11 protein-coding genes are annotated in these 14,553 nt (G+C 37.0%); 6 read left to right on the forward strand and 5 right to left on the reverse strand.

The window, feature by feature from the left end:
- Positions 1–162 precede the first annotated feature (162 nt).
- Positions 163–2,298, reverse strand: coding sequence for a glycoside hydrolase family 97 protein (locus HH304_RS08535; RefSeq protein ID WP_169680187.1), 2,136 nt, complete (start codon positions 2,296–2,298; stop codon positions 163–165).
- 83 nt (positions 2,299–2,381) lie between these two features.
- Positions 2,382–5,168 (reverse strand): S8 family peptidase, encoded by a 2,787-nt coding sequence (locus HH304_RS08540; protein WP_169680189.1) that lies wholly within the window; start codon positions 5,166–5,168, stop codon positions 2,382–2,384.
- A 198-nt stretch (positions 5,169–5,366) separates the two neighbouring features.
- Here HH304_RS08540 and HH304_RS08545 point away from each other — a divergent pair, with 198 nt between their 5' ends.
- Entirely contained in the window at positions 5,367–6,221 is an 855-nt protein-coding gene (locus HH304_RS08545; protein WP_169680191.1) for a M57 family metalloprotease, read from the forward strand.
- 56 nt (positions 6,222–6,277) lie between these two features.
- On the opposite strand, the gene HH304_RS08550 is transcribed toward HH304_RS08545, so the two are convergent.
- Positions 6,278–6,937 (reverse strand): B3/B4 domain-containing protein, encoded by a 660-nt coding sequence (locus HH304_RS08550; protein ID WP_169680193.1) that lies wholly within the window; start codon positions 6,935–6,937, stop codon positions 6,278–6,280.
- 98 nt (positions 6,938–7,035) lie between these two features.
- Between HH304_RS08550 and HH304_RS08555 the strand changes: the two genes are divergently transcribed.
- Entirely contained in the window at positions 7,036–7,842 is an 807-nt protein-coding gene (locus tag HH304_RS08555; protein WP_169680195.1) for a DUF6503 family protein, read from the forward strand.
- 164 nt (positions 7,843–8,006) lie between these two features.
- On the opposite strand, the gene HH304_RS08560 is transcribed toward HH304_RS08555, so the two are convergent.
- Entirely contained in the window at positions 8,007–8,504 is a 498-nt protein-coding gene (locus HH304_RS08560) for a DUF427 domain-containing protein (RefSeq protein WP_169680197.1), read from the reverse strand.
- A gap of 166 nt (positions 8,505–8,670) precedes the next feature.
- Here HH304_RS08560 and HH304_RS08565 point away from each other — a divergent pair, with 166 nt between their 5' ends.
- The 3 genes from HH304_RS08565 to HH304_RS08575 all read left to right on the forward strand — a co-directional run bounded on the left by HH304_RS08565 (position 8,671) and on the right by HH304_RS08575 (position 12,525).
- The gene (locus HH304_RS08565) at positions 8,671–10,947 is read left to right on the forward strand and encodes a glycoside hydrolase family 3 N-terminal domain-containing protein (RefSeq protein WP_271711552.1); all 2,277 of its coding nucleotides are present in this window, start codon (positions 8,671–8,673) and stop codon (positions 10,945–10,947) included.
- 66 nt (positions 10,948–11,013) lie between these two features.
- Entirely contained in the window at positions 11,014–11,445 is a 432-nt protein-coding gene (locus tag HH304_RS08570) for a nucleoside deaminase (RefSeq protein ID WP_169680199.1), read from the forward strand.
- Positions 11,446–11,517: 72 nt separating this feature from the next.
- Positions 11,518–12,525, forward strand: coding sequence for an alcohol dehydrogenase (locus tag HH304_RS08575; RefSeq protein WP_169680201.1), 1,008 nt, complete (start codon positions 11,518–11,520; stop codon positions 12,523–12,525).
- A 55-nt stretch (positions 12,526–12,580) separates the two neighbouring features.
- On the opposite strand, the gene HH304_RS08580 is transcribed toward HH304_RS08575, so the two are convergent.
- Positions 12,581–12,994, reverse strand: a complete 414-nt coding sequence (locus HH304_RS08580; protein WP_169680203.1) for a hypothetical protein — start codon at positions 12,992–12,994, stop codon at positions 12,581–12,583.
- Between the two features lie 200 nt (positions 12,995–13,194).
- On the opposite strand from HH304_RS08580, the gene xerA reads away from it, so the two are divergent.
- Entirely contained in the window at positions 13,195–14,340 is a 1,146-nt protein-coding gene (gene xerA, locus HH304_RS08585) for a site-specific tyrosine recombinase/integron integrase (protein WP_169680205.1), read from the forward strand.
- Positions 14,341–14,553 lie beyond the last annotated feature (213 nt).

Raw genomic sequence — 14,553 nt, forward strand, 5'->3', positions numbered from 1 at the left:
GAACAGCATCATGTAAATATTAAACTGCTGTTCGATATGTTCTGAAAGGACATGTCGAACCTATTAATAAAAGGGGTTTTGAATCCCCGATTCATTCCAAGCTCCAGATGCGCAAAAGCTAACATCTGGAAATGAATTTCTTTAAACCGTAATTTCTATAAGCTATTGTTTTGGCTTTATACTTATCGCTAAACCACCTCCGGGTGCCAAGTGAAAGGTTTCAGATGATGTGTTGGTAACATCCATATTCGAAATTACTATTGATTCAGGATTATCATTCCAATGAGCATCCTCACCATCCTTATATATTATCGCCTCATATGTTTTGCCCTCGTCCAAAAATGAAAACTCTATCTTTATATCTCTTTCATTTTCATCTGAGATACTTCCTAAATACCAATCGTTACTACCTTTTGCCTTTCTGGCAATGGTTACAAAATCTCCTACTTCACCATTAAGAACCTCAGTACGATCCCAGTCTACAGCTACATCTCTGATAAACTGAAATGCAGGTTGGCCTTCATAACTTTCTGGTAGATCTGCAGCCATTTGTATCGGGCTGTAAATAACCACATATAAAGCTAGTTGCTGGGCAAGAGTAGTGTTTACCTGATTACCCTTTTTATATGGTTCTAATTTAATATTGAAAATTCCCGGAGTGAAATCAATTGGCCCGGCAAGCATTCTTGTAAAAGCAACAGTTGGAAGGTGTTCCGGAGGATTACCACCATCAGAAGCCCAGGCATTAAATTCCTGACCTCTTAATCCTTCCCTTGCAATCATGTTTGGATATGTTCTTCTTAAACCAGTTGCTTTAATAGGCTCATGAGCATTAACTGCAACCTGGTAATCAGCAGCCTTAATTACTGCATTATTGTAATGATTAACCATCCATTGCCCATGATGATACTCTCCTTTAGGAATTATAGGACCAACATAACCGGATTTAACAGAATGTATCCCAAGCTTTTGCATTAGTGCATAAGCCGTATCCATTTGTTGATCATAAGTTCTTGGAGCTGCTGAAGTTTCATGATGCATGATTAACTCAACACCATGTTCTTTTCCATATTTCACAACTTCTTCAATATCATAATCAGGATAAGGTGTAACAAAGTCAAATACTCCTTCACGATCATCAAATCCGATCCAATGAGACCAACCTGTATTCCAGCCTTCGACTAAAATCCCTTCGATATTATTCTTAGATGCAAAATCTATATATCTTTTAGCATTCTCAGTTGTAGCTCCATGCTTTGAACTAGTAGCCTTATCTTTTGTGAAAGTAGACATATCTTGTGTTGCTTCTATATCCCAGGTCGAAATACCAAGATGCATTTCCCACCAGATGCCCACATACTTCATCGGCTTAAACCAAGGAATATTACCCAATTTATTTGGTTCATTAAGATTCAGTATTAACTTTGATTCTATCAGATCTCCAGCCTTTTCAGATATTTGAATAGTTCTCCAGGGAGTATCAAAAGGCAGTTTCCTCTTCACTTTATACCCAAGTCTTTCAGAACCAACCAGTTCACTTGTAAATTTTTGATTTTCTTTATCTACCTTTAAGGTCATACCAGCATAATCTACTAAAGCAGCTTCATGAAAACTGATATGTAAACCAGAATCAGTTCTCATTGTAACCGGGGTATTTACGGCGTTTTCAGGAATATATATTGATGCTATATCTTTATTTCTCTTAGCTCTTTCCAGAGCATCAATTTCTGAAAACCGACTTGTACTATATAGCCATTCATAGCTATCCCAGTCACCGGGAATCCACCAGGTCATGTGATCACCGGTTAGATTAAAGTCTGTGTGTTCATCCATTATGATTAACGAATCAACTCCCTTTTGTTCAGGAAACTGGTATCTGAACCCTACTCCATCATCATAGGCTCTAAAAATTACAGTTAATTTTCTTTGTGTTTCACTCTCTTCCTGTAAATTAACTTCTATTTCCCTGAATTGATTCCTTACTGTTTTTTGTTCTCCCCAAACCATGTCCCAGGATTGATCAAGAGCTCTTTCCTGAACACCAATAATCTTAAATTCGTCATCCATGGGAGGTTGATTTTTGAATTCAAACCCAAAGTATGAGGTATCAATTACAGTTCCTTTTTTATATGTAACCGAATAATATGGTTTACCTAATTCATCTACACCAAAACAAACTGCAATATCTTCATTAGGAGATTTGACAAAGGCCTCCGTCTTAATATTTTCTGTTGGTTGACAAGCTAAAAAAGCTGTTAAAATGATCAAAAGACCAATTAAATTTCTTGATTGAATCATGTCTGACAGGTTTATATAAGGTTATGTTTAAAGATAAGAAAATCAGTCTGAATTCATAAAATATTATACAAACCCTAAATAATTTAATACACAATCAGTTTGCCAGTAATATTTATTTCTTCACCGATAATTTTATAAACATAGACTCCTTGTTTGACTTTATTTAGCTTGATGAAGTCCTTTTCCGGATAAATTGATCGCTCAACAAGTACTCTTCCATCAAGACTTATCAAACTAAATATGTGTATTGAATTGAATTTTCTGGTAAAAATCTTCAATTCTTCTCCATTACTAACCGGATTTGGAAAAACTTGTCCCGGAGTATCACTATAAAAGTATTCTGAGACAATTTGAGACAATAGTATCTCACCATTTTCAAATATAACTTTACACTGATAAGAATTGATTCCTTCAGTGGGATTTGGATCTAAAACAAAATTATTACCTGATATCAGATTTGCATTATTTATCTCGGCAACAAGCAAATTATCATCTGTTCTATATACTTCTACTTTCTCAATCCCCAAAGACGAACCAAGTCCAACAATCAGATCGATACCCTTTTCTTCAACTGATCGTTGAGCAAAAAAAGAACTCAAAAAACAGGATGCCTGCTGGAATTCAGAAAATACAGTCAAACTTGATATTGCTTCAATATTATTAAACGAAGGAATAATTCTGAAAATGGGAAATGTAACTGTCTGGGGAATCACAGCAAAAGTATCTATATCTGTATTGACACTTTTAAATCTTTTTGAAGACTCATCGAATAACTGTAATTCATAACTTTCAAGTCCCACAAGTTTATTCCAACTTACAATTAATGAATCACTACAACTCACTACTACACGAGGTCGCACTGGCCTTGAAATAATAAATTCATCAGAAATATATTCATCATTAGGTGTTTTTAAAATTGCTTGTGCAGTTGCGAAGGTATCGGGAGCAACCCACCAATATTTACCAGATGAAACATCATCTACCTGGCCGATTAGTTGTTCTTTTCCATCTTTCCATCTGATAAATAATGTGCCACTTGATTTGATTGTTGAGTTCCACCGGAAATAAGATGGTGTTTCCCCATTGTATGGCATATTCTCATGATACAACGGAGCATACCATTCAAAACTATTGTCCTTAGTAATTTTCCATGCAACCGAAAAGTCCTGGCTGGATACCAGGCTTGATGCTGATGAAATTTTAATTTTATAGATTCCCGCAGGAGGATTTACCATTGTTATCAATTCACCATTATTAACATTATCTACACCTCGTGTTGCGTTAATAGTCAAAATATCAGCAGTTGGGGTGGCATCAATCACCCAGGGAAGTATAATGTCCCCATTTGGAGATTGTAGCTTCACATCCAAATCATTAATTAAGGCTTTGAAGCTTCCTGCATTAATCGGTGGATCAACCCATGAAAGAGCCAACTTCAATTCATTTGTATTTTCAGGAATGGTAATAGAATACTCATTAGATTCACCCGGACTTAATAAACCAGAAATAATATTATCATTTTCGATACAGCGAATTGCTTCAATGGCATTAACACTTCCATACCCTGACGAATAATCCGGTCCTTGCTGAAGTTCATCTTTTGATGTAGCCATTAATACAGATTTAATGACAGAAAAATCAGGCAATTGATTATGTATTTCCTTGAATTTTTGCTGTAGCAATACAACTATACCTGACATCAAAGCAGCAGAATTTGAAGACCCTACATTACTATATGTTACAAACTCAGGTTTTATCCTACCATCATAAGCCGGGCCTTTAGATACAAATGAGGGAACCACACCGGTGGTATCTATAGATCCAATAGTAAGTACATTTTTAGCCTGCTTATAATTACCGGTCAAATTTGCTGCCCCCTGAATGTTAGCATAATCACCTTCCGAGGCTGAAGAGAAACCCGAGTTTCCAGAAGAAAACACATGAATCAAACCAGGTAAGCTATCTACGAGTTTATCATATTCCTCAGCTATAGCACCATAAAAACTCTCGATCTCAGTTCCAAAAGAATGATTCTGTACAGAAATTTCATAATTCTGATAATCTTCAATACGGTCTGGTACAATATCAGAAAAATCAGATGAAAATAGCGATACCCCAGGGGCTACCCCTCTGCCTGTAACAAAAGAATTTCCATTGCCAGCAGCGATTGTTGCCATTTCAGTAGCGTGTCGGGAGGTACTTTCATTAACATTCGGAAATTCATTTACTCTACCTGAAAAATCTATATCATCATAATCAAATTTCTCTTCATGGATGGATAAATTTATACCCTCACCACTCAATTCAGGATATAATTTATGAACCACGTTAACATGATTAGGCCTCAAATTAAGATCAAGTACAGCAGATTCCTCCTTTGGTCTTAAACTTTCAGCACCTATATAAAAAACTTCTTTAATTGGTGCTATATCTGTGATAACACTTGATAATTCTCCTTTTATATAAATAAATCCATTAATAATCTTTGGAGAGTAGGTATCAGGGATAATCTGCAATACCATTTGAGGGTCATTAGATTTGATTATAAATTCATTATTCCCTGTTTTTAAGGCTCCCGGAGCAAATTTCCACAAATCATTAACCGCCCATACTTCGGCATCACTTTTAAAACTTGCATTTCCTTTTATTATAGCTACCCCAGGTGAAACCCTTCTAACAATATCTCCACCATTCTGAAGTACCAGACCTTCGGCCCCCTTATATTTAATCAGATAATATTTATCAGGATTTAAATAGTTAAAATCTGTATTGATTTTCCTGACCACAAATTTTTCGTGAGAGATATTCTGGGCTGATAACATACCCGAAATTGTCAGAATCAGAAAAACATGAAGAAACACGTCTTTCATATTGTTCACTAGCATTGGTTGATTTTACAAATATATAAATTATACTGATAACTCCTTGAGTTGACATTATTTTAACAAATATAATTCTGTCTTTTGAAACATATCAAAATTATTAATCATAAATAAATTCAAAATTATTTTTTCTTTAAAAAACTAATTTTTACATTAGCGCAAATCTTTAACCAAATCAATTTTACAATGAAACAATTGAGAATCAGTTTCTTGTGTGTAGCAGTTATTGCTTTCACACAGATGATCTTCGTATCATGTACTAACGAAGAAAGTCTACAACCAAAACAATCTGAAATTTCGGAAGAAGTAATCGCTCAGTTTTATGACCTGGGTTTTGATGTTTCTGATATCCGAATGACTGATGATGTGGATTTATTGGATCCTGCTAGTGAATCTGGAAACTACTTGCTAGAAGGCGACATCATTATCACCCCTGAAAACCTTCAGGAAATGCTTAAAAGTGAAATCCATTCGCAAGGACCAAACTTTGAGCAGTACCGTACTAACAACTTAGTATCAGCTCCAAGAACTATCAGAGTAATCGGTTATACCGCTAACAACTCTAATGGTTTGGACAATACTATGAGAACTGCTTTACAGTGGGCTGTTGATAACTACAACAGACTTAACACTGGATTAAACTTCACTTTAACGTTTGGAACAAATTACAACTCATATGACATGGTTGTATATCGTACTAGCGGTGGTGGCGGAGGTTCTGCCGGCTTCCCAAGTGGTGGCAAACCATACAAGTGGATCCAGATTCAGTCTGGTACAAGCAGCTATGGTACTAACGTTGTAGAACACGTTATGACACACGAAATTGGTCACGCAGTTGGATTACGTCACACTGACTACTTCAACAGATCTTATTCTTGTGGTTCTGGTGGAAATGAAGGTGACGGTGGTGTTGGTGCTGTTCATGTACCTGGCACTCCTACTGGAGTAGATCCAAACTCAATCATGTTAGCTTGTTTTAGCGCTAACGAGGATGGAGAATTTGGTCAGTATGACATTGTAGCTCTTGAGAGACTATATTAATCACTGATCATCCACAGCAAAAAAAATATCCCTGGTCATGGCCAGGGATTATTTTTTTATATGATTCTAGTTTTAATATTTTCAGCTCCGGCAAATTGTTCAAACCATTCACCGGATTGATGTAGCCAAAGTTCCAGATCTGCCTTTCCGTTAAAATCATAAAACACCAATACCATCTTTGAAGTTGCCGGTTTAATACTTGTACGGTCTGAATCAGAAGTCGGAGTACCAAAATACCCATCAATATCACGTAAAGCAGGCAGGCTGCTTACATTTAATTGCCCTCTTCCGATTGCTTCGTAAGGAATGCCTTCAGGTGCAATATCAAGAGTTACATCTCCATTGATCTGCTCGACATCATAGGCACCTATAGAAAATCCGGATACAAATGATAACCAATTAACAATGTCGACTGCATTATTTACCTGATACAATCCCTTTCCTTGAACTATTCTCCTTGATAATGCTTCTGCACTGGGACGATACCTGTTTGGATCTTTTCCAAGATCTTTATAGGCATTTCTTGTAGCCTGAATAATCGGGCGATTCTTAATATCTTCTACTTCGTATTTATTAAAAAGTATATCAATTTCCTGCTCCAAGCGATCATCAAGTTCGGCAATACTATATACCACTCGAATATCTGCTTCGAGAACACCTAATCGAAGGTCAGGCAATTTTGATTTAATTTCTTCTGTGATAAAAATATTCTTCATTACACACTGTCTTCTATCTTACACATCGGTAATTTAAACATCAAAAAACTTGATGTCTACCCAAAATAATTGTTTTTATTGCAAAAACTTATTTCCATATGAAAAACACATCTTTCGTCTTAATATTTATCATATTTACAATTATCGGTTGTAGTAAATCTAAAAACAATAACAATGCCGAAAATAATATAAACACCTCCAATGATATAGAAAATCGCGTTCTTACACTTAGAGACAGCATCCAAAATGCCTATAAAATGGATGAATTAAAGGTAAAAAATGCTCTATCATTTGACTTATCACTAACCTTTGGAGGTAAAGAAAGGTTTAATGGAGAAGTTGTACAAACTCCTTCAGGTAGCAAAGTAAAAATCACATACAACAATGGTAACCAGGCCCTTTATGATGATGGTCAATTTTATAAAAAGGGTGATTCATTAAACACTCGGGCTGCAAGGTTTGATGTGCTTACATGGTCATATTTTTATATGCTACCGTACAAAATCAAGGATCCGGGAGTAAACTGGGAATACATTGGTATAAAATCGATGAACAATAAAGATTATCAGGTTGCAAAAATGACATTTGCCCCGGGAACAGGTGACGCTCCGGATGATTGGTACTATTTATATATCGACCCAGAAACAAAATTTATTCATGCTGCTTCCTATATAGTTACATTCGGAGGTGGCGATCAAAATGAAGCTGAAGAAGACCCTCATGCCATAATTTATAGTGATTTTAAGATAGATGGTGCTATTCCATATGCTCAATCATGGAAATTTACGTCATGGAAAGATTTCGAGTTTTCCGATGAACTGGGTTTTGCGCAGGTTAAAGACATAAGATTGATAGACGAATACCCAAAAATTCATTTAAATGAATATCAAAACATAACTGATTAAAAAAAATTTAAAATATTTAAACAAAACACTTGCAAGTGACAGCAACTGTCATTACATTTACAACAGCTCTTTATTCATAGTTGATAAATTCCTAATAAGCGATCTCGGCTCCCCGCCCTGATCGCTTATGCTTTTTAAAGGGTTTTCACTTTTCAAAGAATATTTCACCATCCCCAGCTACCTTCTTCACCTTTAAATGGTCCGACGACATCACTGGTTATCCACCCCCCATAAAACTTACCAGGTTGTGGAGTAACTGATTCATTATCAACCATGCATTTGTCTATCATACCAGCATAAAATGCCAAATACCCCTTAATCAATGAAAATGAATTATTCGGAGACATATATGTCCAGGCAACATTTTCATTCAATTCATTTTCCAGGTATAAATCATAATAGTTACCTGTACCTTTCCATTCACAATGTGTTTCCAGATCAGATGGTAAGAGATACTGCATTTGAACATCAGAGGGCGGAATATAATATTGAGGTGGGTGGCTTGTCTCCAACACACGATAAGCACCATTACTTCTTGCAAGGCAAATTCCTTTATGCCAGACTTCAATTAATTTATTTGTTTTTTCAAGTTTAGGTGGCCGTGGATAATCCCATACTGACTCCTGCCCCTTCTTAGGCTTTACAGGCTTTGGCTTCTTCATACGATATAAACAAATGCAGGTAATCATTGTTCGTCAAATACATTATCTGACTATTAAAGCATTTATTGAATTAATTACCATTCCTTTTTGAAGTAATTCCCAATGTTGTTTCAGGAACTCTATTTTTAGATTGTTCCAAATTAACCAATTGAATACTTTTTTAATAATGAAACTAAGCAATCAACTCCCCCCTATCCTTACTAAAGTTTATAGTATTATCATTGTAATCTGTCTCACTAATGCTACTTGTGTATCTCAAGATAAACCTGATTTAAAAACAATCAATCAGAAGGTTGAGCAGATACTTTCGCAAATGACGCTGGAAGAGAAAATTGGCCAGACCTCACAACGCGGAACATCCTCAATGGGAAAAGGACTTTCTGAAGAATTAATTACCAAAGTCAGAAAAGGAGAAATTGGTTCATTTTTAAATGTTACTGATTCTCAAACGATAAACTTCTTACAAAAAACCGCCGTTGAAGAAAGCCCCAATGGAATACCATTGATCTTTGCCCGTGATGTAATCCATGGGTTCAAGACCATATTTCCGATTCCTCTGGGGCAGGCTGCTACCTGGAACCCTGATCTTATTGAAAAAGGATCGCGGATTGCTGCCATTGAAGCTACTGCCAGTGGTATCCGATGGACATTCGCACCTATGCTCGATATTGCCCGCGACAGCCGTTGGGGACGGATAGCCGAATCGCCAGGAGAAGATCCTTTTCTGGCCTCTAAATTTACCGAAGCTTACATTAAAGGCTTTCAGGGAGACCTTTCAAGCCCTACCGGGATGCTGGCATGTGCAAAACACTTTGTCGGTTATGGAGCTGCTGAAGGAGGCCGTGACTATAATATTGCCATCATTCATGAACAACTTTTGCATAACGTTTACCTCAAACCATTTGAAGCAGCCGTAAAATCAGGAGTCGGTTCATTTATGTCGTCATTTAATGAATTAAATGGTGTCCCGGCTACCGGAAATAAATATTTACTAAAAACCATCTTACGAAATACCTGGGGATTTGACGGGTTGGTAGTAAGTGATTGGAACTCTGTAACTGAAATGATTCCACATGGATTTGCTGCCGATGAAAAACATGCAGCAATGCTTTCAGCTAATGCCGGATTAGACATGGAAATGACAAGCACAGCGTATGAAGATCATTTAAAAAATCTGATTGAATCAGGAGTAATTGCCGAGTCTCAGCTAGATGATATGGTAAGGAATATACTGAGAGTAAAATTAAAAATGGGGCTATTCGAGCAACCATATACCAGGTTTAATCATTCAATATTCTATGATGAGAAACACCTGGTAAGCGCCAAACAAACAGCAATTGAAAGCATCGTATTGCTTAAAAACTATAATAATTTACTTCCTCTGGATTTTAAAAATCAGAAAATAGCCTTGATTGGTCCTCTTGCAGATGCCCCACATGAACAACTCGGAACCTGGGTTTTCGATGGAGAATCTGAACATACCCAAACACTTAAAATGTCTCTTTCTGAAGCTTATGGCAAAAACCTCATGTTTAGCAAAGGATTAGCCTTTAGCAGAGACTCATTGACAGACAAATTTGATGAAGCACTTGAAATTGCGCGAAAGTCTGATGTGATCATCTTTGCGGGTGGAGAGGAAGCTATTCTTTCCGGAGAAGCCCACAGTCGTGCCAATATTGACCTGCCTGGGATTCAAGAAGAACTTATTCATAAACTTGCTAAACTAGGCAAGCCAATTGTCTTAATAATAATGGCCGGTCGTCCAATTACCATTTCGAATATTTATAATGAAGCAGATGCCATATTGATGGCCTGGCATCCGGGAACGATGGGTGGTCCGGCACTAAAAGACATTCTGAATGGAGAAACCTCACCTTCGGGAAGACTACCTGTAACCTGGCCTAAAACTTCAGGACAAGAACCAATCTATTACAACCATAAAAACACAGGCAGACCAGCAAGTGAAGAGTCATTTGTGGCGATCGATGATATCCCTGTGGGAGCGTGGCAAAGTTCTCTGGGAAATACGTCACATTATCTTGATGCCGGATATCAACCAATGTTTCCTTTCGGGTTTGGATTAACTTATTCGACTTTCGAATACTCCGAAATGACATTAAACAAAGCTTCATTTTCCATCATGGACTCAGTTCTAATAACTTTTAAGTTAACCAATACCGGTAAAGCGGAAGCAACGGAAGTAGTACAGTATTATGTCCAGGACATCACCGGAAGTATAACCCGGCCAGTCAGAGAGCTAGTTGGTTTCTCAAGAGTCACTTTAAAAGCTGGTGAATCCAGAGAAGTAACATATACCCTTCCTGTAGAAAACCTGAAATTCTATAATATTGACAAAGAGTGGGTAGTTGAACCCGGAGATTTTAATATCTGGGTTGGTCCCAATTGTCAGGAGGGCCTAAAATCATCTTTTGTTGTAGACTAAATTCAGTTTTAGTAGATTAAATAAAACACAGAATCAAAAAATTGACTTTTGGTTAAAAAAGAAATTATGATCACACATGATGATAACTTCTGGATGAAAATGGCTATTGATATTGCACGAGATTCGCGATCGCCTTTTGGAGCCGTTCTTGTTGATTGTGAGGGCCAGCAAATAGCCATGCCCAACACAACATTACTTGATGGCCCCACTGCTCATGCTGAAATGAATGTAATTCGCAGAATGAATGAATTAGATTATGATGATCCGGAGGACTTGACATTATATACTACCGTAGAGCCTTGCCCCATGTGTATGGGTGCAATTATCTGGGCAGGAATTGGCACTTTGATTTATGGGGCGTCTATTAAACATGCATCTAAATTCACTAATCAAATATTAGTTTCTTCAGAAGAAATAGTAAATAATTCAAATAGTATGTTAATTACTCACGGTGGATTTATGGCTGAGGAATGCGAGAAATTATTTCAACACAAATAATCTGATTTAAACGAGCGAAACCAGCTCAGGATTAATAACTTAATAGACACCAAAACCAAAAAAATCAAATAGATGAAAGCTGTTCAAATCGAAGAAGCCGGAGGTGATTTCAAACTAGTAGAAAAGGAAATACCAGAACCCGGCACAGGTCAAGTTCAAATTAAAGTTGAAGCATGCGGTATCTGTCACAGTGATATGTTTGTAAAAGAAGGGGCATTTCCTGGAATTGAATTCCCGAGGGTTCCGGGACATGAGGTGATAGGCCGGATAACTAAAGTTGGAAAAGGCGTCAAGATGTTTTCCGAAGGTCAGCGAGTAGGTGTTGGCTGGCATGGCGGGCATTGCTTTGAGTGTGAACCGTGTCGCCGGGGTGATTTTATTAGTTGTCAGAATGCCCAGGTTGCAGGAATATCGTATGACGGAGGGTATCAGGAATATATGGTGGCTCCGCAAGAAGCTGTTGCCAGTGTACCAGATGAAATCGATTCGGCAGAGGCAGCGCCATTATTATGCGCAGGGATTACAACGTTTAATTCTTTAAGAAACAGCTCTGCAAGAGCCGGAGACCTTGTTGCGGTACAGGGAATTGGTGGCTTGGGGCATCTTGCCATACAATTTGCCGCTAAAATGGGATTCAGAGTTGCAGCAATATCGACTAGTGATTCAAAAAAAGACCTGGCAATGAAGCTGGGCGCAAAATACTATATCAACACCAGCAAAGATGATCCGGCTGAAGAACTTCAAAAACTTGGTGGTGCAAAGGTAATTCTCTGTACAGCTCCAAGTGCTGATGCAATCAGTAGCGTTGTAAACGGAATGGGAATTGATGGACAAGTTTTAATAGTTGCTGCACCCGGAGATGCAATTTCTGTTGCTCCGTTTTCTTTGATTATGGGCAGAAAATCTGTTGCAGGATGGCCAAGCGGAACAGCAATTGATTCTGAGGACACATTAAACTTTAGTGCCCATAGTGACATCAGACCGATGATAGAGACGTTTCCACTTGAAAAGGCTGCAGAAGCCTATGAGCGAATGATTACTAATAAAGCTAGATTCAGAGTTGTGTTGAAAATGGAATAATAAAAAATATAAAAAACACACACCTAAAATAAATGCCTGGAGAGATCCGGGCTTTTCATTTTACAAATGACCAGGGATCAAATTCCTTCATATATTCCTGTCTATTGACGATAACCACCTTTTTAATTCCTCTTTCTACCTTTGGACTAAAGGCATAATTGAAACACAAATAATATACATCTCCCCTTCCGGTAACATATATACTACTGAAATTATCAAATCTAAACCCCATACTATCAAGTACTGATTTTCTTACTATAGCCTTTCCCTGATAACAAAGAGTTTTTAAAATCCTTCTGTTATTACGTACATGAGAAGTCAGGTTTTTAATCATTACCTGCTCATGATTACTATTCTGATAATGATAGGCACTTTTACAATTGGAATCACAAAATATTTTATCTGACCGGCCAAATAGTGGCTTGTTACAATGTTTGCAATAATTAGTTTCTATAAATGAACCTGACATAGTTGAAGAGGGTTGAAAAATCCAATTACAATAAATATAACTTATTAATTAGATACAATTTAAGGTGAAATATTTGAAAAGTTATCAATTCCATCTAAAAAATAAGTGTAGATTAAACGTATAATAAACGTCTATACACGTATAATCTTACGCTTAGCACTTTGGAATTTTCTTTCTTTAGGTTCATAAAATTGATCCGAATGATAGAACTAAAATCAAAATCAATTGGTGATAAGACCCAAATACTGATTCTTTTTAAATACCATGAAGGAATACTAAAGTCTGTCAAGTCTATACCCGGACGCAGATGGGACTCAAAAAACAAGTATTGGTATATAATAGACAATGCTGCCAATTTCCGGAGAATATGTTCAGTATTAAGAAATTACCAATATAAAGTAGATCAAGTATTACGTCTGAAATACGAAGCAGAAATAAAATTACCTGTAAGACAAGAAAAAGATAAGGAAAAACCAAAGATAAAAAATCCATTTATCAGGCAGCCACAAAGAATTCCGGCACCATTAGAATATATAGAAAAGCTTGAAATGGAGAGATATAGTAAAAGCACCTTTCAAACCTATGTGTATTACCTTTCAGATTTTCTGAGTTATATAAAACAAGAAGACCCGGGGAAATTTACAGATGATGATGTTAGAAGATACCTGTTATATTTAATTCATGACAAGAAAGCATCGACTAGCACCCAGAATCAGGCCATAAATGCGATTAAGTTTTATCTGGAAAAAATTAAAGGTGAACAAAAAAAGTACTATTGGTTAGACAGGCCAAGAAAGGAAAAGAAGCTACCGGAAGTTCTTAGTGAAGAAGAAGTACTAAGGATATTGAAAGCACCGATGAACCTTAAACACCGCTGTATGTTAAGCTTGATATACAGCGCCGGACTTAGAGTGAGTGAAATGATCAATATGAAGATATCAGACATTAATAGTGATCGGAAGCTTATCCATATAAAAGGAGCCAAAGGTAAAAAAGACCGCACTACCCTCCTATCGGATAAAATGCTGATTCAGCTTCGGGAATACTATAAAGAATACAAACCAAAAAGATGGCTATTTGAAGGTCAGGGAGGTGAGCAGTATTCGGCCAGTAGCGCAAGAAGTATATTTAACCGGGCAAAGAAAGTCGCCAGGATAAGGAAGCCTGTAACATTGCATAGCTTAAGACATAGTTTTGCAACACACCTATTAGAGCGGGGAACAAATTTGCGATATATACAGTCACTGCTTGGTCATTCGAGCAGTAAAACGACGGAAATTTACACACATATCACAAGTAAAGGCATGGATGAGATTAAGAGTCCGTTAGACAATTTAGAAATATGATAAGCGCGACATGTTTGTTCAAACAGATTTTTGCAATTACTGATTCAGCTACTATATTGCAGGAAAAACAAATAACACATATATGGAATAAGAGCAATAGAGTCGCGCTTATCCATTCGTTAGGTGGCATAAATGTTTAGTGCTATAAACATCCTGTTTAAACTCATAAATAATTCTCCGATTTAACCTTACCAACCCAATGTGCCCACCGCT

This window comes from Marinigracilibium pacificum (assembly GCF_012926615.1).
Classification (GTDB): Bacteria; Bacteroidota; Bacteroidia; order Cytophagales; family Cyclobacteriaceae; genus Mangrovivirga; species Mangrovivirga pacifica.

What these genes read in the sequence shown, in the direction of transcription:
- HH304_RS08535 (WP_169680187.1), bottom strand. Translation starts at nt 2,298, where the DNA reads ATGATTCAATCAAGAAATTTAATTGGTCTTTTGATCATTTTAACAGCT.
- HH304_RS08540 (WP_169680189.1), bottom strand. Translation starts at nt 5,168, where the DNA reads ATGAAAGACGTGTTTCTTCATGTTTTTCTGATTCTGACAATTTCGGGT.
- HH304_RS08545 (WP_169680191.1), top strand. Translation starts at nt 5,367, where the DNA reads ATGAAACAATTGAGAATCAGTTTCTTGTGTGTAGCAGTTATTGCTTTC.
- HH304_RS08550 (WP_169680193.1), bottom strand. Translation starts at nt 6,937, where the DNA reads ATGAAGAATATTTTTATCACAGAAGAAATTAAATCAAAATTGCCTGAC.
- HH304_RS08555 (WP_169680195.1), top strand. Translation starts at nt 7,036, where the DNA reads ATGAAAAACACATCTTTCGTCTTAATATTTATCATATTTACAATTATC.
- HH304_RS08560 (WP_169680197.1), bottom strand. Translation starts at nt 8,504, where the DNA reads ATGAAGAAGCCAAAGCCTGTAAAGCCTAAGAAGGGGCAGGAGTCAGTA.
- HH304_RS08565 (WP_271711552.1), top strand. Translation starts at nt 8,671, where the DNA reads ATGAAACTAAGCAATCAACTCCCCCCTATCCTTACTAAAGTTTATAGT.
- HH304_RS08570 (WP_169680199.1), top strand. Translation starts at nt 11,014, where the DNA reads ATGATCACACATGATGATAACTTCTGGATGAAAATGGCTATTGATATT.
- HH304_RS08575 (WP_169680201.1), top strand. Translation starts at nt 11,518, where the DNA reads ATGAAAGCTGTTCAAATCGAAGAAGCCGGAGGTGATTTCAAACTAGTA.
- HH304_RS08580 (WP_169680203.1), bottom strand. Translation starts at nt 12,994, where the DNA reads ATGTCAGGTTCATTTATAGAAACTAATTATTGCAAACATTGTAACAAG.
- xerA (WP_169680205.1), top strand. Translation starts at nt 13,195, where the DNA reads ATGATAGAACTAAAATCAAAATCAATTGGTGATAAGACCCAAATACTG.